19 protein-coding genes are annotated in these 21,194 nt (G+C 63.1%); 5 read left to right on the top strand and 14 right to left on the bottom strand.

Features of this window, described 5'->3' with window-relative positions; translation table 11 throughout:
* Positions 1–54: 54 nt before the first annotated feature.
* The 3 genes from RT028_RS06515 to vapB form a co-directional block, all read right to left on the bottom strand.
* Positions 55–465: an immunity 22 family protein gene (locus RT028_RS06515; protein ID WP_312933692.1), complete on the bottom strand. Its 411-nt coding sequence runs from the start codon at positions 463–465 to the stop codon at positions 55–57.
* Between the two features lie 447 nt (positions 466–912).
* Entirely contained in the window at positions 913–1,326 is a 414-nt protein-coding gene (locus RT028_RS06510; RefSeq protein ID WP_312933690.1) for a type II toxin-antitoxin system VapC family toxin, read from the bottom strand.
* On the bottom strand, positions 1,323–1,553 hold the full coding sequence (gene vapB / locus RT028_RS06505; protein ID WP_312933688.1) for a type II toxin-antitoxin system VapB family antitoxin: 231 nt from the start codon (positions 1,551–1,553) through the stop codon (positions 1,323–1,325). Before vapB ends, RT028_RS06510 begins: the two co-directional genes overlap by 4 nt.
* 358 nt (positions 1,554–1,911) lie before the next feature.
* Between vapB and RT028_RS06500 the strand changes: the two genes are divergently transcribed.
* Positions 1,912–3,933, top strand: a complete 2,022-nt coding sequence (locus tag RT028_RS06500) for an FIST N-terminal domain-containing protein (RefSeq protein WP_312933687.1) — start codon at positions 1,912–1,914, stop codon at positions 3,931–3,933.
* Positions 3,934–4,260: 327 nt separating this feature from the next.
* On the opposite strand, the gene guaA is transcribed toward RT028_RS06500, so the two are convergent.
* The 5 genes from guaA to RT028_RS06475 all read right to left on the bottom strand — a co-directional run bounded on the left by guaA (position 4,261) and on the right by RT028_RS06475 (position 9,697).
* A complete protein-coding gene (gene guaA, locus RT028_RS06495; protein ID WP_312933685.1) occupies positions 4,261–5,838 on the bottom strand; it encodes a glutamine-hydrolyzing GMP synthase in 1,578 nt (525 codons plus the stop codon).
* A 79-nt stretch (positions 5,839–5,917) separates the two neighbouring features.
* A complete protein-coding gene (gene guaB, locus RT028_RS06490) occupies positions 5,918–7,387 on the bottom strand; it encodes an IMP dehydrogenase (protein ID WP_312933683.1) in 1,470 nt (489 codons plus the stop codon).
* A gap of 132 nt (positions 7,388–7,519) precedes the next feature.
* Complete coding sequence (locus RT028_RS06485) at positions 7,520–8,071, bottom strand: sugar ABC transporter ATPase (RefSeq protein ID WP_312933681.1); 552 nt, start codon at positions 8,069–8,071, stop codon at positions 7,520–7,522.
* Between the two features lie 46 nt (positions 8,072–8,117).
* Complete coding sequence (locus tag RT028_RS06480; protein WP_312933706.1) at positions 8,118–8,873, bottom strand: sulfite exporter TauE/SafE family protein; 756 nt, start codon at positions 8,871–8,873, stop codon at positions 8,118–8,120.
* Between the two features lie 50 nt (positions 8,874–8,923).
* Positions 8,924–9,697, bottom strand: coding sequence for an N-acetylmuramoyl-L-alanine amidase (locus RT028_RS06475; protein WP_312933679.1), 774 nt, complete (start codon positions 9,695–9,697; stop codon positions 8,924–8,926).
* Between the two features lie 141 nt (positions 9,698–9,838).
* On the opposite strand from RT028_RS06475, the gene xseA reads away from it, so the two are divergent.
* From xseA to leuA, 3 genes are all read left to right on the top strand, one after another.
* The gene (gene xseA, locus RT028_RS06470) at positions 9,839–11,218 is read left to right on the top strand and encodes an exodeoxyribonuclease VII large subunit (protein WP_312933677.1); all 1,380 of its coding nucleotides are present in this window, start codon (positions 9,839–9,841) and stop codon (positions 11,216–11,218) included.
* 3 nt (positions 11,219–11,221) lie between these two features.
* A complete protein-coding gene (locus RT028_RS06465) occupies positions 11,222–12,049 on the top strand; it encodes a peptidoglycan DD-metalloendopeptidase family protein (protein WP_312933675.1) in 828 nt (275 codons plus the stop codon).
* A 430-nt stretch (positions 12,050–12,479) separates the two neighbouring features.
* Positions 12,480–14,153: a 2-isopropylmalate synthase gene (leuA, locus tag RT028_RS06460; protein WP_312933673.1), complete on the top strand. Its 1,674-nt coding sequence runs from the start codon at positions 12,480–12,482 to the stop codon at positions 14,151–14,153.
* 271 nt (positions 14,154–14,424) lie between these two features.
* Here leuA and RT028_RS06455 read toward each other — a convergent pair whose 3' ends face one another.
* The 3 genes from RT028_RS06455 to zwf are packed head-to-tail and all read right to left on the bottom strand — an operon-like array spanning position 14,425 to position 17,286.
* On the bottom strand, positions 14,425–15,102 hold the full coding sequence (locus RT028_RS06455) for a bifunctional 4-hydroxy-2-oxoglutarate aldolase/2-dehydro-3-deoxy-phosphogluconate aldolase (protein WP_312933671.1): 678 nt from the start codon (positions 15,100–15,102) through the stop codon (positions 14,425–14,427).
* 17 nt (positions 15,103–15,119) lie between these two features.
* Positions 15,120–15,830 carry a 6-phosphogluconolactonase gene (pgl, locus tag RT028_RS06450; RefSeq protein WP_312933669.1) on the bottom strand — a complete coding sequence of 237 codons (711 nt, stop codon included), beginning with the start codon at positions 15,828–15,830 and terminating at the stop codon, positions 15,120–15,122.
* On the bottom strand, positions 15,817–17,286 hold the full coding sequence (zwf, locus tag RT028_RS06445) for a glucose-6-phosphate dehydrogenase (protein ID WP_312933667.1): 1,470 nt from the start codon (positions 17,284–17,286) through the stop codon (positions 15,817–15,819). The genes pgl and zwf overlap by 14 nt, the downstream gene beginning before the upstream one ends.
* Before the next feature lie 210 nt (positions 17,287–17,496).
* Between zwf and hexR the strand changes: the two genes are divergently transcribed.
* Positions 17,497–18,360: a DNA-binding transcriptional regulator HexR gene (gene hexR, locus RT028_RS06440; RefSeq protein ID WP_312933704.1), complete on the top strand. Its 864-nt coding sequence runs from the start codon at positions 17,497–17,499 to the stop codon at positions 18,358–18,360.
* Here hexR and RT028_RS06435 read toward each other — a convergent pair.
* The 3 genes from RT028_RS06435 to RT028_RS06425 form a co-directional block, all read right to left on the bottom strand.
* Positions 18,353–19,207 carry a D-hexose-6-phosphate mutarotase gene (locus RT028_RS06435; RefSeq protein WP_312933665.1) on the bottom strand — a complete coding sequence of 285 codons (855 nt, stop codon included), beginning with the start codon at positions 19,205–19,207 and terminating at the stop codon, positions 18,353–18,355. The genes hexR and RT028_RS06435 overlap by 8 nt on opposite strands.
* Positions 19,208–19,331: 124 nt before the next feature.
* Complete coding sequence (locus RT028_RS06430; protein ID WP_312933663.1) at positions 19,332–20,675, bottom strand: carbohydrate porin; 1,344 nt, start codon at positions 20,673–20,675, stop codon at positions 19,332–19,334.
* Between the two features lie 23 nt (positions 20,676–20,698).
* Positions 20,699–21,194, bottom strand: a 496-nt coding sequence (locus RT028_RS06425) for a TOBE domain-containing protein (RefSeq protein ID WP_312933661.1), incomplete at its 5' end; no start/stop codon positions are given.

Raw genomic sequence — 21,194 nt, 5'->3', positions numbered from 1 at the left:
CGCGCCCGCCTATAGGCGGCCGCCTACCTGCCTGTGGGTCTGCTGAATTGCCTGCTAATCGCCTTCGAACAGGCCTGCATAACGAAGCCCGTTGTAGCTCGCCTTGAGGGGCCTGGACACCTCGATGCCGCCATCGGAATACCAGAAGATCGCATTGGCATGGCTGATCCCAAGCTGCTCGCACGCGGCTTTGAGCGCGCTCATGTCTTGAGCATCGACCGCAGCATCCACAAGGATGTCATCCACACTCACCGGCGCCGCCCGGCGCGGGATGACACCGATGAAGTCCTCGTCGTACCAGGTGATGCCGATGTCCTTGCAGAAGCCGCACACCTCGTAGGCAGGGTCGTCGAGTTCTACGGAGTAGTCCAATGCGAAGTACCGCTGGTAGTCCGCTTCCGGGGCGAACGTGGTGCCGATCCAGACGTGGACTTTCTGGTATCGGTCGATATCGTAGGGATCCATGGGATAAGGCGTCTCCGCGGGTGAGGTACTGATGGGTTGTGAGGCCTATGAAGGATCTGGAATTTTCCAGGTTCTGCCTGACAATACATCAGGCGCCGTTCAGGCAATGCCGGTGGCGGTTCTGCACTGTGTTGCTCATGACCTGTCAGGCGCTCTGAGAACGCCACGACCCGATCGTGCGCTATGTGCTCGTTCTGGCCGTTGTGCAGCTAGACGACAAATCTCACATTTCCTGAGCGTAAACAGTACTGCCCGACAACCCCCAGAACCGATAGGCCAACGCTCAGCATCAACGCAGGAGTTTTCCGCAAGAATCTGCCGAATGCTTCAACTGAGAGCATTCGCATTGAGCGTCGAGATGATTGGGTGTTTCCTGGCAACACGACTCTACGTGTGCGACACGGTCGACTCTCGTCGTCTACCGACGTCTATCACTCAAAGCACGTCTCAATGAGCCCAGTCCTCATAAGAAAGGCCTGAAACGCGGCTGAACTCACGTACGTTGTTGGTTACGAGTAGACAGCCCGAGGCGATCGCATGGCCAGCAATCGATGTATTGTTCCCGCCGATGAGTGAACCAGTTTCTGTGAGTTGGCGCTTTACTTCGATCGTTGCGTCGACGGCTGCCTGATCCCACGGCAAGATTTCGTCCAACCGTTTGACGAACGCGTCCACCAAGGCTTTGTGTTTGGGCGAAGCCTTTTTACCGATCTGCCCATAACGCATTTCCGCATAAGTAATGGCGGAAATGACGATCCTGTTGTTTCGCGCCACTTCTGCGGCAAGCCGCTGCAAGACCGACTCTGGACGTTCGCGCATGATGAAAGAGCAGATGCAGGTATCGAGCATGAATGTGATCACAGCGAGAACCTGCCCTCATCGCTGATGACTTCCGTACGCTCTTGCAGGAAGTCCTCGTCGGCCTTGGGAAAATCGCTCAAAGACAGCCAGTCAGGACGCACAGGGCGGAGCGTGATGGTGTCACCGATACGAGTGATTTCCAGCTCGCCAACGCCTTCGTAAGCCATGTCATTGGGTAGGCGAATGGCCTGATTTTTGCCGTTTTTGAAAATAGAGACGGTGCGCATGAGATTGCCTCTGTGTAGGTTGAACAGGTGCAAACTAGCTGGAAAAACAGGCATATGCAAAACATATGCTTAAGCGTATTTCTTGTGCTCAGGGACAGAGGTGTTAAATCCTGGAGCAAGCTTGCGGTTCACCAGCCCCGCGATCACAACGCAGTGGCTGAAGTCTGAGACTCGCGTACTGACTACCTACCCAAACTCTACCCAGAGAATTTGCTGCACATCCTCACCGACTGCAGGAGTCGGATGATTGGACGGTCCTTGAAACCGCGTCCATCCGTCACAGTCCCCCTCCAGCCCCCGCAAAACCTGCCGATGACCTACTAATCGCATGCCTCCCCTCCCCCATCGAGCCCACCCCATGAACCCACTCTCCCGTCTGAAAAAAGCCCGGGGCGATCATCAAGGCACCGCCACGATCACCAGCACTGCCCACGATCTGGACGCCGCCCTCGCCGCCTTGCGCATCACCCCCACCCTGATCACCGGCTTCGTCTCGCCGCACCTGGACATCGACGCCATCTGCGCCAAGCTCAGACGCCGCTTTCCGCAATCCACCATCAGCCTGTGCACCACCTCCGGCGAACTCTGCAATGCACCGAATTCGCTGTATTGCGCCACGGGCGAGCGCTGGGACCGGGTCGTACTGCAGCTGTTCGACGACAGCCTGATCGCCTCGGCCGAGGTGGTGATGGTGCCGTTGGAGTGTGAGGACATTCGTGGGGGCGGCAAGCGGTTGGAGATGCAGGAGCGGATCGCCAAGTTGGTGGCCAACATCAGGCGAGTGCAGGTACGCATGTCGATCGATCATCGCGATACCTTGGCGTACGTGGTGTTCGACGGGTTGTCGGCGTCGGAGTCGTTTTTCATGGAGGCGCTGTATGAGTCGGGGCGGTTCCCTTGTTTGTTTGTAGGGGGATCGGCCGGGGGTAAGTCGGACTTCCAGAAGACGCTGATTCATGACGGCCAGCGCAGCTATCAGAACCATGCTCAGATCGTGTTCCTCAAGACGGCAGCGAATGTGCGCTTTGGGGTATTCAAGAGCCAGAACTTCAAACCGGCGGACTTGACCTTCAATGTGCTGACCGCGTCGGTGGAGGACCGCACGATTGACCAGGTGATCGATAGCCACGGCAACATCAAGAGCATGGTGCAAGCGCTGTGTGATGCGTTCAATTGTGCTCCCCAGGCGCTGGAGTCGAAGCTGGCGGACTATTCGTTTGCGATTCGGGTGGGCAGTGAGTTGTTTGTCCGATCCATCGCGCGCATCGATTATGAGCAGCAGATCGTGCAGTTGTTTTGCGACGTGGCGCCGGGCGAGGAATTGGTGATGGTGCGGCGTACGCCGTTGCGCGAGGCGACCCGCCTGGACTATGAGCAGTTCCTGCGTGGCAAGGGTGGCCAGCCGGTGGCGGGAATCTTGAATGACTGCATTTTGCGCCGGCTGAACAATGGCACCGAGCTGGGCAGCATGGCCGGCGTCTTTGATGATGTCCCGGTGGCGGGGTTTTCGACCTTCGGGGAGATTCTGGGCTTGAACCTGAATCAGACGCTGACGGCGATTTTCTTCTTCCGGGTGGCCAAGGGCGCGAGTTTCAGTGATGACTACGTGGACGACTTCATCGCCCATTACGGCGAGTTCAAGGCATTTTTCCTACGGCGCCAGGTGAAGAAGCTGGCAGGGTTGAACCATGTGGTGGTCAAGCAGATTACCGCGTTCAAGAACAAGGACTTCAGCAATACCCTCAATACCCGTGGGCTGGACCGCAATATCCTGCACGTGTTCGAAGGCTTGGCAGACCTGGGCATGGTGCTGGCCCATGCCGAGCGTCAGCAGGAGGACATCGCCGCGCAGCTCAAGCATTACTCGGGTGAGTTGCACGCGTCGATGGACGAACTCGTGGGCACGATCGACCAGCAGAACGCCGTGTCTGCACAGGCCGGGACCACGGTGGAAGGCCTTTCCAGCCAGGCGGATGTGGCGGTGGAAGGCGCGCGTACGCTGGCCGGGTCGAGTTTGCGCATCCAGTCGATCGTGCAGGTGATCCAGCAGATCGCCGGGCAGACCAACCTGCTGGCGCTTAATGCCGCGATTGAAGCGGCGCGCGCGGGCGACCTGGGGCGGGGTTTTGCGGTAGTGGCGGATGAAGTGCGCAAACTGGCGGAAATCACCCGTAAGAATGCGGCGGAAATCGGCGTGGATATTGGACTGCTGTCCAGTGAGATCCAGCGGGTTGCTCAGCAGATCGAAGACCAATCCTCTGGCGTCAGCGCGTTGCGGGAAATGCTCGATGCACTGGAGGCGTCGAGCCGCGCGACCGAGGGGACGGCGCAACGTACTAAGAATATTGCGGATACGTTGACTGGGCTGACTCATGGGTAGGCTGGGGTCGAGTTGGCTGGTCTACAGTGCTGATCCGCAATAGGCCGCTGCTGCAAGTGACGGATAGGCGGCTTCAGGGTTTGGGATGGTTGATCAGATTGGACAGATGACTGTGCCAGGCCTAACGCGGGCTCAGCTTCTCTCGGGTTCCTGAGCGCGCGTCGAAGAGGGTGTGCCTGGGAGAAGTTTCAGGTAGGCATGGAATACGGTGCGTGCTCACGTACAAAGCGGCCAACACTTGCCAAACCCAAAAAGCCAAAAGCCCGCAATTACGCGGGCTTCAGGGCATTTCGTGCTAGATCGTACCGGGCAGTGCCGGACGCGGGATCACTCCCACTCAATCGTCGCCGGCGGCTTGCTCGAAACATCGTACGTCACCCGCGAAATCCCTTCGATCTCGTTGATGATACGGCCGCTCACCGTCTCCAGCAGCTCGTAAGGCAGGTGCGCCCAGCGTGCGGTCATGAAGTCCACGGTTTCAACCGCACGCAGTGCAACCACCCACGCATAACGACGGCCATCACCCACCACGCCCACCGATTTCACCGGCTGGAACACCACGAACGCCTGGCTGGTCTTGTGGTACCAGTCGGCCTTGCGCAGCTCTTCGATGAAGATGTGGTCGGCGCGGCGCAGGATGTCGGCGTATTCCTTCTTCACTTCGCCGAGGATGCGCACGCCCAGGCCTGGGCCGGGGAATGGGTGGCGGTAGACCATGTCGTACGGCAGACCGAGTTCCAGACCGATCTTGCGCACTTCGTCTTTGAACAGTTCGCGCAGGGGCTCGACCAGCTTCAGGTTCATCTCTTCCGGCAGGCCGCCCACGTTGTGGTGCGACTTGATCACGTGGGCCTTGCCGCTCTTGGCGCCGGCCGACTCGATCACGTCGGGGTAGATGGTGCCCTGGGCGAGGAACTGGATGTTCTCCAGCTGGCTGGCCTGGGCATCGAAGATGTCGATGAAGGTACGGCCGATGATCTTGCGCTTCTTCTCAGGGTCGGCTTCGCCGGCCAGGTTGTCGAGGAACTGGGCCTCGGCGTCAGCGCGGATGACCTTGACGCCCATGTTCTCCTTGAACATGGCCATCACCTGGTCGCCCTCGTGCAGGCGCAGCAGGCCGTTGTCGACGAATACGCAGGTCAGCTGGTCGCCGATGGCGCGGTGCAGCAGCGCGGCGACCACGGACGAGTCGACGCCGCCGGACAGGCCGAGCAGGACGTTGGCCGAACCGACTTGCTCACGCACCTGGGCGATGGCGTCTTCGACGATGTTGGACGGAGTCCATAGGGCTTCGCAGCCGCAGATGTCCTGGATGAAGCGCGAGAGGATGCGACCGCCCTGCTTGGTGTGGGTCACTTCCGGGTGGAACTGCACGCCGTAGTAGCCGCGGGCGTCGTCGAACATGCCGGCGATCGGGCAGCTTGGGGTGCTGGCCAGGACGTGGAAGTCGGCCGGCATCGAGGTGACCTTGTCACCGTGGCTCATCCAGACGTCCAGGCCCAGGACGCCGTCGGCGTCGATGTGGTCTTCGATGCCGTCGAGCAGGCGGCTCTTGCCGACCACGTCGACGCGGGCGTAGCCGAATTCGCGCAGCTCGGAACCGGTGACCTTGCCGCCCAGTTGCTCGGCCATGGTCTGCATGCCGTAGCAGATGCCCAACAGCGGCACGTTGAGGTCGAACACGGCCTGCGGTGCGCGCGGGCTGTTGGCTTCGTGCACCGACTCAGGGCCGCCAGCGAGAATGATGCCGCGCGGGTTGAAGGCGCGGATCGCTTCGTCGTCCATGTCGAACGGGTGCAGCTCGCAGTAGACACCGATCTCGCGCACGCGGCGGGCGATCAGCTGGGTGTACTGGGAGCCGAAATCGAGGATCAGGATGCGGTGGGCGTGAATATCGAGGGCCATGACTCAATCTCGTCAGTGGAAATCGGAAACGACGCGGGGCTGTGCATGACAGCCCCGCTTGAGGATGTTGTTGAAAGCCTCAGCCTACGCGGTAGTTCGGGGCTTCTTTGGTGATCTGCACGTCATGCACGTGGGACTCGGCCATGCCGGCGCCAGTGATGCGGACGAACTCGGGCTTGGTGCGCATCTCATCGATGGTTGCGCTGCCGGTGTAGCCCATGGAAGAACGCAGGCCGCCCATCAGCTGGTGAATGATCGCTGCCAGCGCGCCTTTGTACGGCACGCGGCCTTCGATGCCTTCCGGGACCAGCTTCTCGGCACCGGCCGAGGAGTCCTGGAAGTAGCGGTCCGACGAGCCTTGGGACTGAGCCATCGCGCCCAGCGAGCCCATGCCACGGTAGGCCTTGTAGGAGCGACCCTGGAACAGCTCGACTTCACCCGGCGCTTCTTCGGTACCGGCGAACATCGAGCCCATCATCACGCAGGATGCACCGGCGACGATGGCCTTGGACAGATCACCCGAGAAACGGATGCCGCCGTCGGCGATCAGCGGTACGCCCGTGCCTTCGAGGGCGGCGGCGACGTTGGCAATGGCGCTGATCTGCGGCACACCGACACCGGCGACGATACGCGTGGTGCAGATCGAGCCTGGGCCGATACCGACCTTGACGGCGTCTGCCCCGGCTTCGGCCAGGGCCTTGGCCGCGGCACCGGTGGCGATGTTGCCGCCGATGACCTGGACCTGCGGGTAGGTTTCCTTGACCCAGCGCACGCGCTCGATCACGCCCTTGGAGTGGCCGTGGGCAGTGTCGACCACCACCACGTCAACGCCTGCAGCGACCAGCGCGGCAACGCGCTCGGCGGTGTCCTTGCCGGTGCCGACCGCAGCGCCTACGCGCAGACGACCCTGGTCGTCCTTGCTGGCCAGTGGGTAGGCCTTGGCTTTTTCGATGTCCTTGACGGTCATCATGCCCTTGAGGCTGAACGCGGCGTCGACGATCAGGACCTTTTCCAGACGGTGCTTGTGCAGCAGCTCGCGGACTTCGTTCTTGTCAGCGCCTTCACGGACGGTGACCAGACGCTCTTTAGGCGTCATCACCTCGCGGACCAGGGCTTCGAGACGGGTTTCGAAACGTACGTCACGGGAGGTGACGATGCCGACCAGGTCGCCGTTTTCGAGGACTGGAACGCCAGAGATGTTGTTCATCCGGGTCAGCTCGAAGAGGTCACGCACGGTGGCGTCGGCTTCGATGGTGATCGGGTCCTTGACCACGCCCGCTTCGAACTTCTTGACCTTGCGCACTTCGCTGGCCTGCTGCTCGATGGTCATGTTCTTGTGGACGATACCGATGCCACCTTCCTGCGCCATGGCGATGGCCAGGCGGGCTTCGGTGACGGTGTCCATGGCGGCGGAAACGAGGGGAATGTTCAGCTCGATGCCACGAGTCAAACGGGTCTTGAGATTGACTTCGTTGGGCAGTACCTCGGAGTAGCCAGGTACAAGGAGGATATCGTCGAAGGTCAGGGCTTCTTGGCTGATACGCAGCATCGCGGGCGGCTCCCGGGCGGGAAAATGGAAGCGCGACATCATACCGATTTACGCCCCGCCGCTCAATGCAAATTCAGCGCCGACTTACCAGCGGCCCTCCCTCGCCTGGCCCATCCAGGCCGTCACCGCCGGCTACGGGCGATCCACCTGAACCACGGCGATCGGCTGGTCGAGCCAATCGGCGAAACTGTCTAGAAAGCTGTCGGTAAAGCCTGCATTGCCCCAGCCGTTGAAGATGAAGCCCAGGTTGGAAAACGCACAGGGCTGCAGGAACAGGAAGCCGTTGATGTCGTCTTCATGCCCGCACAACGGGCAGGTGAAGTTATCGGTCAGCCCCGGCATCCACTCTTCGAGGCTGTCGAACAACGGCTCGCCCACCTCGCGCCGACACTCCGCGCAGCCGGCCTCTTCGAGAAAGCCATCGGTGGGCGTGTAGATGCAGCGATCAAGCACCACCTCCAGGCCGTTGACCGGCTCGCCGAAAGGGAGTCGCTCAGGGTGCAGCGCAACCTTGCGCGCGCCGTCGGCCAGGGCGTAGCCCATGCGGTTGCCAGTACTGCCGCAGGTGCTGGGCTGCTCCTCGATCACCCGCTCGCGCACCAGCCAGCGCAGGATCGCCCGGGCGCGAGCTTCATGGGCGATGACGCTGGACATTTTCGGAACGATGATGCGCTGGGAATTCATGACAGTTCCTGCAGACTGCGTGAAAGCTGGCAATTCTACCCGCTGATCAAGTGCTCAGGTAGCGACCGATCAGCGCCAGGCCACTGGCCAACACCAGCCAGGTCACCAGCCGCACGAAGGCCTCGCGCGATAACCGATGGCTCAACCGACGCCCTGCCCACAGGCCCGCGAACATCACCGGCAACAGACACACCGCGAGCATCAGCAGGCCCACATCGGCATACACCCCGGCAATCAGGAACAGCGACAACCGCACCAGGGTGCTGCAACTGATCAGCGCGCTCTGGGTGGCGCGCACCTGTTCGTTGGCCTGCAACCGCGCGCTCAGGTACAGCACATAGAGAAAGCCGCCACTGCCGAACAGCGCGCCGAACAACCCGCCCACTGTGCCCATCGGTGCCGCCCACCAAGCCGACAGCTGCGCCGGACGTACCTTGACCGCCAGGCCGTAAACGGCATAAGCCGTGACGAACAGGCCCATCAGCAACAGCAACAGGTCGGATTTGAGCTGCAGCAGGAACACCACGCCCAGCGTGCACCCCAACGCCATGAACGGCAGCAGCCGCAAAAGCTCGCTGCGCACCACATCCCGGCGCGACGGCAGCAGATTGCCGAAGGCCGCGACGAAATCCAGCAGCACCAGCAAGGGAATGATCTGCGACAGCGGCATGAAGTGGATCAGCACAGGGCCCGCCACCAGGGCAGTACCGAAGCCGGCGATGCCGAACACTACATAGGCGGCGGCGATGCCAAGCAGAATGGGCAGCCACTCAAGGGGTGTGAACGACAGCTGGGCTAGCATCATGCCAAGTCCTGGTTGATCCGTAACAAGCCATTGGCCTGGCGCCTGGCTCACGTCCTGTAGCGATCCACCAATGCATAGAGGATCGCAGCCGTTTCCGCATCCAGAGCGCCGCGGTGGTCGTCGGGGCGAAAGTGCAGCTGGAACGCTCTGAGCAGGCGTTGCCGGAACGCGGGCTCAGGCTGCGCCGGAACACTGTAGCCATACTGGCGCAGCTTGTCGAAAATGGCGGTGGGATCGGGCAGTTGCCGGCTGAACTGGGCGTGGTAGTCGGCCTTCAGACCCTCGTCGTACCAGGCGCCGATGCCTGCGCGATGCAGTTGCAGCCAGGGAAACGCCGCACCGGGGTCACTCTTGCGACCAATGGAAATATCGCTATGGCCCAGCACCCGGCAAGGCGTGATGGCGGGGTAACGCTCGATGATGGCCTGACACAGCTGGATCAAGGCTGCGATCTGTTCGGAAGAATAGGCCGGAAACTCGAATCGTCCGTTGCTGAACGAGGCTTCATTGACCAGCTCGATGCCGATGGCCGAATGATTCAGGCCGCTCTCGTTCGCCCAGGCGCTGACGCCAGCATGCCAGGCACGTTGATGTTCGTCGACAAGACTGAATATCCGCACCTTGTCGAAACCGGCGCGTCGATACGTGGGATCGTCGGGCGTGGGCACCAGATAGTGGGCACTGACATCGCGGCCTTTGGCCAGCGCGTTGATCGAGGCGTTGAAGGGCGCGGCGGTGTAATGGATGACCAGAAAAGAGATGGATCGCTCACGTGCGTCAAACGCGGTCGAACGGTAGGTCGTGGCATCGAGGTCGTACATGGAGCCTCCAGCGTGGTTGGTGCACACAACCTAGGGCGGCGCAGCGCGCTCGGTAAGCCTGGAAATTCGACGCAAGCGGTAGGAAGCGTGCGCCGCCGCGCGGCCGGTGCATCAACGCCTCATGTCCTTTATGATGCCGGCATGATCAAAGACCCTTTCGACCGGCTCGGCCTGGACCGCGAAGTTCTCACCGTCAGCCAACTCAACGGCCGCGCTCGCGTGCTGCTGGAAGATGTCTTCCGCAGCGTGTGGGTCGAAGGCGAGATTTCCAACCTTGCCCGGCCGGCGTCCGGGCACCTGTACTTCACCCTCAAGGACAGCGGCGCGCAGGTACGCTGCGCGCTGTTCCGGCAGAACGCCACGCGGGTGCGCCAGGCGCTGCGTGACGGCCTGGCGGTGCGGGTGCGTGGGCGGGTATCGTTGTTCGAAGGGCGCGGTGACTATCAGCTGATTGTCGATAGCGTCGAGGCCGCCGGCGACGGCGCGCTGCGCCTGGCCTTCGAGGCGCTGAAGGAGAAACTCACCACCGAAGGCCTGTTCAGCGCCGAGCGCAAACGGCCACTCCCCACGCACCCGCAGCGCATCGGCATCATCACCTCGCCGACCGGAGCGGTGATCCGCGACATCATCAGTGTGTTCGGCCGCCGTGCCCCGCAGGTGGAACTGAACCTGATTCCCACGCCGGTGCAGGGCCGTGAGGCGATTGCGCAGATCGTGCGCGCCTTGCAGTTGGCCGATAGCCAAGGCTTCGATGCGCTGATCCTGGCCCGTGGCGGGGGTTCGCTGGAAGACCTCTGGTGCTTCAACGAGGAGGCCGTGGCGCGTGCCGTAGCCGCCTGCGTCACACCCATCGTCAGCGCCGTGGGCCATGAGACCGACGTCTCGATCAGTGACTTCGTGGCCGACGTGCGCGCGCCTACGCCGTCGGCTGCGGCCGAGTTGCTCGCACCGGACAGCAGCGGCCTGCAACAGCGCCTCGACAGCCTGCAGCGGCGCCTCGTGATGCGCATGCGCAACCGTCTGGCGCATGACCGCCTGCGCGTGGACGGGCAGAGCCGCCGCTTGCGCCATCCCGGGGAGCGTCTGCGCCAGCAGGCACAGCGCCTGGACGATCTGGACATGCGCCTGCGTCGCGCCTTCGCGCAAAACAGCAGTCAGCGTCAGCAGCGGCTCAACCGCCTGGAGATGCGCCTGACTGCGCAGCATCCAGGTCGCGCCCTGAAGCTGCTCGATCAGCGTCTGCAAAGCCTCGCCGAGCGCCTGCCACGGGCCATGCGCGAGCTGCTCAAGCACCGCCGCCAGCGTTTGCAGGCGCAGGTGCAGACGCTGCAGGTCGTCAGCCCCCTGGCCACCCTGGCGCGCGGCTACAGCATCCTGCTCGATGAGCACGGCAACGCCGTGCGCAGCGCCGCCCAGACGCACAACGGCCAGCGCCTGACCGCCCGCCTCAACGAAGGCGAGCTGAAGGTGCGAGTCGAAGACAACCACCAGACCCCGGTCACGCTTTCCCTACTGGACTGACACATGCCCCGCTCGCTCGCCCCGCTGCTCATGCTGTGCCTCGCGCTGCTCACCCCGCTGGCGCACGCCAGCTACATCACCCGCACCCTGAACAAACCCGTGCCGGGCGGTGTGGCCGTGGTCGACCTCGGCCCTGCCGCGCAGGCGCCCAGCGCGCGCTTCGATGGCAAGCCGGTGCTGGTGGTCAAGGAACAGGACACCTGGCTGGCCATCGTCGGCCTGCCGCTGACCCAGAAGCCTGGCACCGCCACGCTGAGCCAGGGCAGCCGCAGCCTGCCCTTCACCGTGGGCAGCAAGAAATACCCCGAACAGCGCATCACCTTGAAGAACACCCGCCAGGTCAATCCGAACCCGGCCGACCTCAAACGCATCGACGCTGAGCTGGCCGAGCAGATCAAGGCCTACCGCAGCTTTAGCCCGGCCCTGCCGAGCAACCTGATCCTCGACAAGCCGGTCAACGGCCCGCTGTCGAGCAAGTTCGGCGTGCGTCGTTTCTTCAACGGCGAAGAGCGCAACCCTCACGCAGGCCTGGACTTCGCCGTGCCTGCCGGCACGCCCATCAAGACCCCGGCCAATGGCACGGTGATTCTGATCGGCAACTACTTCTTCAATGGCCAGACGGTGTTCGTCGACCACGGCCAGGGGTTCATCAGCATGTTCTGCCACATGTCCAAGATCGACGTGAAGCTGGGGCAGACATTGCGCCGAGGCGAGGTGGTGGGGCGTGTGGGTTCGACGGGCCGGGCGACCGGGCCGCACATGCACTGGAACGTGAGCTTGAATGACGCGCGGGTGGACCCGGCGATTTTCATTGGGGCGTTTCAGCCCTGAGGATGGGTGCGTGGGATGGTCAAGATGGGGCGCCGTGGTGAACAACCGGGCATGTGCGATGGCAGCGTTGGGGCCGCTTTGCGGCCCATCGCGGCTGAAGCCGCTCCTACAGGAGGAGGGTTGGGGCGAGTTGCGGAGCGAACTGGCATCGGGCAATAAAAAACGGCATAGCCGCTTAAATCTGATAAAAAATTTCGATTAAAGGCAACTTTCAAGCATTCCTCCCAATTTTTTCTGAACGCTTGCCAAGCCTGATGCCACTGGTTAGGGTTCAGGCTATGAAAAGCGCAAAAACCCTCATTCTGCTCCGCCAACACCGCAGCCTTTGCCTGGTCAGTGCACGACTACCTGGGTGAATCGCGTCGCCTCGTCCGTTTACCTCGTTTCTGCCGGCAGGCCCGATCAGGCCGCACACTCAAGGATTGCTTCCATGACCATGCTCAAAGACCCGTCGAAAAAGTATCGCGCGTTCCCCACCATCGACCTCCCCGACCGCACCTGGCCGTCCAAGACCATCACAGCCGCGCCGATCTGGTGCAGCTCTGACCTGCGCGATGGCAACCAGTCGCTGATCGAACCGATGGACGCCGAGAAAAAGCTGCGGTTCTGGAAGACCTTGGTACAAGTGGGCGTGAAGGAAATCGAAGCCTCCTTCCCTGCGGCATCGCAGACCGATTTCGACTTCGTGCGCAGCCTGATCGAAGACGGCCACATCCCTGAAGACACCACCATTCAGGTCCTCACCCAGGGCCGCGAAGACCTCATCGCACGTACCTTCGAGTCGCTGCGTGGGGCCAAGAAAGCCATCGTCCACCTGTACAACGCCACCTGCCCGTCCTTCCGCCGCATCGTCTTCAACACCGACAAGGACGGCGTGAAGAAGATCGCTGTGGATGCCGCCAAGCTGTTCGTCAAGTACGCCGCCCAGCAGCCAGATACCGAGTGGACGTTCCAGTATTCGCCGGAAACCTTCAGCGCGACGGAACTGGAGTTCGCCAAGGAAGTGTGTGATGCGGTGATCGAGGTGTGGAATCCGACCCCTGAGCACAAGATCATCCTCAACCTGCCCGCCACCGTCGAAGTGGCCACGCCGAATGTGTATGCCGACCAGATCGAGTGGTTCTGCCGCCACATCAACCGCCGCGACAGTGTGATCATCAGCCTGCACACCCACAACGACCGTGGCACCGGCATCGCCGCCACCGAGCTGGGCCTGATGGCTGGCGCCGATCGTGCCGAAGGCTGCCTGTTCGGCAACGGCGAGCGTACCGGCAACGTCGACCTGGTGACCCTGGCCCTGAACCTCTACACCCAGGGTATCGACCCACAGCTGGACTTCTCCGACATCGATGGCGTGCGCAAGGTGGTCGAGGAATGCAACCAGCTGCCCGTGCACCCACGCCATCCGTATGTCGGTGACCTGGTGCACACCGCATTCTCCGGCTCGCACCAGGACGCCATTCGCAAGGGCCTGACCAAGCAACAGGACGGCGAGCTGTGGGAAGTGCCGTACCTGCCGATCGACCCGGCCGACATCGGCCGCAGCTACGAGGCGGTGATCCGCGTCAACAGCCAGTCGGGCAAGGGTGGCATCACCTACCTGCTCGAACAGGAATACGGCATCAGCCTGCCGCGTCGCATGCAGATCGAATTCAGCCAGGTGGTGCAGGGTGAAACCGACCGCTTGGGCCTGGAAATGACCGCGAAGCAGATCTACAGCCTGTTGCACAAAGAATACCTGCAGGCCAACACCCCGTATGCGCTGGTCAGCCATCGCCTGCAGGAAGAAAACGGCCACAGCGCCGTGGAAGTGGAAGTCGCCGGTGAAGGTGAAACCACGCTGCACTGGCGCGGCAAGGGCAATGGCGCCCTGGAAGCGCTGGTCGCCGGCCTGCCGGTCGCGGTGGAAATCATGGACTACAACGAGCACGCCATCGGCGCGGGCACCCATGCCAAGGCTGCGGCCTACATCGAGCTGCGCGTGGCGGGGGGCCGTGCGGTGCATGGTGTGGGCATCGATGAGAACATCACCACGGCCAGCTTCAAGGCGCTGTTCAGTGCGCTGAACCGTTCGCTGAGCCAGCAGGAAGCCAAGGCGGCCTGATCGCCGGCTGTCAGTCAGCTGGGCTGCGCGGTGATCGGTGAGGGTGCTTCGCAGCGCCTCGCGTCGCTCGGGTTGGACGCGAGGGGCGGTAATGCGGCCCCGGTCACTTGACTGACTCACCTGCGCCAGATCGCTTCTGCTTCAGCTCACAAAAAAACCCGCATCGATCGATGCGGGTTTTTCATGGGCGCCGTTCAGGGCGCTGGACAACCACTCTGCAGACCCGCGCGCGTCAGTGAGCCCAGCGCTCGGCTGCCAGGCGGCATACGCCCTACCCCTCCAGCAATGCCATGGCCTCGGCACTGCTCGCTTCGATTCGCGCCCAGTCACCGTTCTTGATCCAGCTGGCGTCGAGCATCCAGGTCCCGCCCACGCACATCACATTGGGCAACGCCATGTAGCTGCGTGCGTTGGCCTGGTTGACGCCGCCGGTGGGGCAGAAGCGGATGTCGCCGAACGGCCCGGCAAACGCCTTGATGGCAGCGGCGCCGCCACTGATCTCGGCGGGGAAGAGTTTGAAGCGGCGGTAGCCCAGCGCGTAGCCGCTCATGATTTCCGAGGCAGTGCTGATGCCAGGCAGCAGCGGGATGTCGCTCTGCACGCCGGCTTCAAGCAGCGCCGGCGTGATGCCTGGCGTCACCACGAACTGCGCGCCAGCCGCGACCACAGCGTCGAACATACTGCGGTCGAGCACGGTCCCGGCGCCGACGCACAGCTCCGGGCGCTGTTCACGCAGCACCTGAATGGCCTTGACGCCATGGGCCGAACGCAAGGTGACTTCCAGGGTGCGGATACCCCCGGCGGCCAACGCATCGGCCAGCGGCAGGATGTCTTGTTCCCGAGCGATGGTGATGACCGGCAGGATGCGCGCCTGCTCGCAAAGAGCGTCGATGCGCGCGGCCTTTTCGCTCATGGTCAGCAGCGGCTGAGGGCGTTCGAGGGTGGTCATGGGGGCTGTTCCTTGGCTCATGGGCACCAGTAGATGTCCAGGGGATCGTGAAGAAAGGCGTGAATGGGCATGGTCTGCGCGTCAGCGGCCAACGCCGCACGCAGGGCGGCAAGCTTGCCTGGGCCTTGCACCGACAGCGCAGTGAAGGCAGCACTGGCGAGCAGTGCTCGGGTCATGCTAAGACGCTGGTGGGGCACGCTCGGGGCCAGCATCGGCAGGCAGCGGCGCGGGCTTTGCGGGTCGAGCCCTTCGCTCAGCTGCGGGCTGCCAGGGAACAGCGAGGCGGTGTGGCCGTCGTCGCCCATGCCCAGCACCAGCACATCAATCGGCGGCAGCTCGGCCAGAGCGGTATCGGCCAGTTGCGCCGCGTGCTCCAGATCCGCCGCAGGTTGGTACAGATCGAAGAACGTCGCCTGCGCCGCCGGCCCCTGCAACAGGTGCCGGGCCAGTAGACCTGCGTTGCTGTCGTCGTGCTCGACCGGCACCCAGCGTTCATCCGCCAGGCTCACGGTGACCTTCGACCAGTCCAGCGGCTGCTGCGCCAGTTGTTCAAGAAACGGTACGGGGCTGCGCCCGCCCGACAACACCACGCAGGCGTGGCCCTTGTGCTCGATGGCCGAACGCAAGCGTTGCGCCACGTCATTGGCCAAGGTCGAGGCCAGTGCGCTCGAGTCCGCCAGTTGATGCGTCTGCACGCCCTCTGGCAATTGCAGGTCAGATATCGCCATACCACGCCCTCCCATCTCGGGTGATCAATGCAATCGAGCTCATCGGCCCCCAGGAACCCGCGGCATAGGGTTTGGGCGCATCGCCGCTGCGTTGCCAGCCAGCGATCAACTGGTCGCACCACGACCAGGCGTGCTCGATCTCGTCCTTGCGCACGAACAGGTTCTGGTTGCCGCGCATCACCTCAAGCAGCAGGCGTTCGTAGGCATCCGGAATCCGCGCGCTGCGCCAGGTGTCGGAAAAATTCAGTTGCAACGGGCCACTGCGCAGGTGCATGCCCTTGTCCAGGCCTTGCTCCTTGGTCATGACCCGCAGGGAAATGCCTTCGTCCGGTTGCAGGCGGATGACCAGCTTGTTGCCGACTTCCTGGCGCTGCTCGGGAGCGAAGATGTAATGCGGGGTTTCCTTGAAGTGAATGACGATCTGCGACAGCTTCTGCGGCATGCGCTTGCCGGTGCGCAGGTAGAACGGCACGCCCGACCAACGCCAGTTGCGGATGTCGGCGCGCAGAGCGACGAAGGTTTCCGTGTCGCTGTGGGCGTTGCAGTTGTCTTCTTCGAGGTAGCCCGGCACGGGTTTGCCGTCGCTGTAGCCGGCGATGTACTGGCCACGGACCACGCGGCTGGCCAGGCTCTCACCGGTGATCGGCGCCAAGGCCTTGAGCACCTTGACCTTCTCGTCGCGGATGCTGTCGGCCGAGAGGTCGCTGGGCGGATCCATGGCGATCAGGCAGAGCAACTGCAACAAGTGGTTCTGGATCATGTCGCGCAGCTGGCCGGCCTTGTCGAAATAACCCCAGCGCCCTTCGATACCCACTTTCTCGGCCACGGTGATTTCCACGTGGGAGATGGAGTTCTGGTTCCACTGGGTCTCGAACAGGCTATTGGCAAAGCGCAGGGCGATGAGGTTCTGTACCGTCTCCTTGCCCAGGTAATGGTCGATGCGGTACACGCGGTTTTCCGGGAAAAACCGTGCGACGGCGTCATTCACCCGGCGCGAGGACTCCAGGTCATGGCCGATGGGCTTTTCCAGCACCACGCGGGTGTGGCTGGCCAGGCCAGCTTCGTGCAGGTTTTCGCAGATCGCGCCGTACACCGCAGCCGCCGTGGCGAAGTAGGCAATCAGTGGTCGCTCGGCCGGGGCCTGTTCGGCCAGGGCGAGGTAGCCTTCGGGCTCGAGGAAATCCAGGTGCTGGTAGCCCAGCCGGCCCAGGAAGCGCGACAGCGCCTCAGGCTGCAGGTCGTCCGCTGGCACATAGCGGCGCAAGTGGGATTCGATGGTGTGCAGGTGCGCCTCGACCGTACCGGCCTCACGCGCCAGCGCCAGCAGGCGGGTGTCGGCGTGCAGCAACTGCGCACGGTCGAGCTGGTACAGCGCAGGGAAGAGCTTGCGCAGGGCCAGGTCGCCCAAGGCCCCAAACACCGCGAGGGTGCAGGGTTCAACACTGATAAGCGCCATAAATGTGGTTCTTTTATAGAGTTGCCGTAGAAATACCGGTTTCAAACCTGATTTTCAACCGGCCATGTAGTAAATCTAACAACATATGGCAGTTTCCCCTTACAAAAGTGGTGTGCGCTGCCGACCAACAGTAGGATAGCCACCACCGCAGAAAGCCGACCGCCCTGGCCGTTGGCCGCCTCATCGACCCAAGGACTCCCCATGGACCGCGTGCGAAACCTTCTGGAACAGATCCAGGGACGCCTCGACGACCTCAACAAGGCTGAACGCAAAGTCGCCGAAGTCATCCTGCTCAACCCGCAACAGGCCACCCGTTTCAGCATCGCCGCACTGGCCCAGGCCGCCAAGGTCAGCGAACCGACGGTCAACCGTTTCTGCCGCTCCTTCGACGTCAGCGGCTATCCCGAACTCAAGCTGCAACTGGCGCAGAGCCTGGCCAGCGGCGCGGCCTATGTGAGCCGTGCGGTGGAGCCGGACGATGACCCGGCAGCCTACACCCAGAAGATCTTCGGCAGCGCCATTGCCTCGCTAGACAGCGCCTGCCAGCAGATCGACGCGCAGCAGATCAGCCGCGCGGTCGACATGATGATCCAGGCCCGGCAGATTCACTTCTGCGGTCTCGGCGCCTCGGCGCCGGTCGCGGTGGATGCCCAGCACAAGTTCTTCCGCTTCAACCTGGCAGTCTCGGCGCACGCTGACGTGCTGATGCAGCGCATGCTCGCCTCGGTGGCCCACACCGGCGACCTGTTCGTGATGATTTCATACACCGGGCGCACCCGCGAACTGGTGGAAGTGGCGCGCACTGCGCGGGAAAACGGCGCATCGGTGCTGAGCCTGACCGCTGCCGGATCACCCCTGGCCGATGCCAGCAGCCTGAGCTTGTGCATTCCGCTGCCTGAAGACACCGACATCTACATGCCCATGACCTCGCGGATCATCCAGCTCACCGTGCTGGACGTGCTCGCCACCGGCATGACCTTGCGCCGCGGCGTGGATTTCCAGCCGCATCTGCGCAAGATCAAGGAAAGCCTCAACGCCAGCCGCTACCCGATCGAGGACGAACCACTCAACTGAGCCGGTGCGCCTGCAGACGCAACTGCGCCTGTTCACCCGGCGCCAGGCTCAGGCCTTCGTTGCAGCCGCTGGCCGCCTCGACGCAGACGAAACCGCGCGCCTCGCGCCCCGTCACCCCCACCAACGGACGACTGCCGGGGTGCCAGACCACCGTGTCGTCGCCGTCGCTGGTGTCGATGCACAACGCCCGCTGCCAATCCGCATCCTGCACCTGGACCTCGGCCATGCCGGGGTATACCCGCTGACAGCCGCCGTGCACCTTCAAGGCTCCGGCCTGGCGACAGGCGCTGCGGTTCATGCGGTCGTAGCCCTCAACGTTTTCGAGCCCAGACAGCGCTATCTTTGACACGTGACTGATACGCCAGTAGGCCAGCAGGGCATGGCTCAGCTGGCAGGTTTCACTGTCCTGGTGTTCGGTGGTGAGCACCAGTTCCATGGTGCTGGAGAGCCGCGCACGCAGCTCGACCTGCCAATCGCACAGGCGCAACTGCCAGGTGAGGCTGACGCCCTCCTCGTCCTGTTCACTGCTCAGCAACGTCCAATCGAGCAGCCGCGCCCAACCGTGAGTCGGCCACAGGTCTTCACTGGGATGGCGTCCATACCACGGCCAACACACCGGCACGCCGCCGCGAATGGCACCCACATGCGGCCATTGTGCCGCGCACCACAGCCACGGCAGTTCGCCAGTGGGTTGAAAATGCAGCAGTTGCCCGCCCTGGCGACTGAACACCGCCTGGCAGCGAGGATGATCGATCACCAGAACATCACGCTGCTGATGACGCGCCCACTCGAAGGTCGGCCTGGGCCGGTCGGGGCTGAAGAGGCAGTGGAGTGGATGTTCGGGCATGGGCTTGAAGCTCTTGTTGTAATTGAATTCGCGACCTCCGCCCACCACGGGCAGGCCGTGGTGAGCAGCGATCGACCGCCAAGGGCGGCCACAAGAAAAGTGCGTAAAGTTACAACAAATCGCCTCAGAATGACGACTGAATCTTCAGACCCGCCACCAGCGCGTTGTCGACGTTGTCCACTGCACCCGGGCTCTTGATGTATTGCAGGTTCGGCCGAACGGTCAGCCAGTTGGTGACATGAAAACCGTAATACAGCTCGGCGTTGTACTCGGTGCGCTGCAGCGGCGTGAAGCGTGGATCGTCGTAATCATCCACACCGAGCTGGGCATTGAGCTGCTCGGCGCGCTTGCGCACGTCGTCGTTGACGTGGATGCGGGCTACACCGAAGCCGATGTCGTCCTTGGGCCGGGCATCGAAGGCGCCCTTGTAGACCAGGCCCACCTGCTGGTAGTTGTCCACCACGTTGGTGGCCTTGTCGTGCACGGTGAAGTTGGCGAACAGGTTCAGGCCGCGGCTGGCATCGCCGTTGTGTGCGGTGACCTGCTGCTGCGCCACCACCCACCAGCCGTGCTTGCTCGAATGCGAGCGGAAGCCGTCGCCGCTGATGCCCTGGGCGTTATCGTTGACGTCGCGATACACATCGGTGGCCGAGGCCGTGCTGTAGTAGTAGCCCAGGCGGTACTCGCCCGGCAGCCCGTTGACCCGCGGCTGCCAGACCGCCTCGACCGGCAGGATGGCGCCTTTGGTGCCGCTGCCGCTGAGCTTGAAGCCATTACCGGTCTCGAGGTTCGAGGGGTTCTGCTCGAAGGCGCCGACCTGCACGAAGAAGTCCGGTGCGACGTTGTACTTGACCCGCAGTGCCCATTGGCTGACCGGCCAGTTGTACCAGATGCCACCGACCCAGTTGCCCACCTGCGAGCCGCAGAACGCCAGGTTCTGGAAGTCGCAGGGGAAGCTGTTGAATTCCTCGCCCGGACCGAACTGGCCGAATTTCACATCCAGCGCCCCATCGAAGTACTTCTGCTTGACCCACATCTGCGTCAGCCGCCAGGTCTGGCCGCGCCCCCAAACCTCCTGCACCGAACTGAACTGCCCGGCACGCGGGTCGCTGATGCGGTCATTGGACAGGTTGCGGCCGCTGCGCTCGGTGATCGCCAGCTTGAATTCGGCGTCGTGCCAGCCGAGGATCTTCTCCAGGTCCAGGTGCGCGCCAAGGGCGAACTGGTCGCTGTAGCGCGCGGTGCGATCATGGTTGTAGCCACCGCGCAGATTGCCGGCCACCTCGCCGACATAGTCGAGGGTGAAGTCATAGCCTTTGTCGAGCAGCTCGGTGCGGGTCCCGCCCCAGTCCCCGGTCATCCATTTCGAGTCGCTGGAAAACGCCTCGGCCGCCTGCGCCGCGCCGCTGCCGACGGCAGCCAGCAGGGCCAGCGAGCCCAGGGTGGTGATGCGATTGCGATGCTCCATTGCGATACGTCCTTCTGTTGTTGTTATTCCGTTGCGCCGACGGCGTTCGAGGCGGCGCTGGCTGACTGAGGCTGGCCGGCCGGGCGATCCACGCGCGCGCCACTCTGCGCGTCGAACAGCAGCACCCGGGCCGGGTCGAATTGCAGGCGCAGGCTATCGCCGACCCGGCACGCCACATCCGGCGCCAGGCGGCAGCAGACCTTGCTGCCATTGAGGGTGACGAACACCAGCAGGTCAGGCCCGGTTGGCTCGATGACATCGACCTGCGCGCTCAGCCCTGGCAAGCCGTTGCCCTGCTCCGGGCCCAGCGCGATCTGTTCGGGGCGGATGCCGAGGATCACTGCCTGCCCCGCCGCTTCCACCGGCGCTGCGACCGGCAGCTGACAACGTTGCCGGCCACTGTCGAGTTCGGCCAGCACGCGGCCGTCCTGGACGATCAGGGTGGCGGCAATGAAGTTCATCGGCGGCGAGCCGATGAAGCTCGCCACGAACTGGTTGGCCGGGTCGTTGTAGATCTGC

The organism is Pseudomonas sp., from assembly GCF_032058845.1.
Taxonomy (GTDB): Bacteria; Pseudomonadota; Gammaproteobacteria; order Pseudomonadales; family Pseudomonadaceae; genus Aquipseudomonas.
Note: the sequence above shows the minus strand (reverse complement) of the source record. Positions and strands in the feature narration are given on the sequence as shown.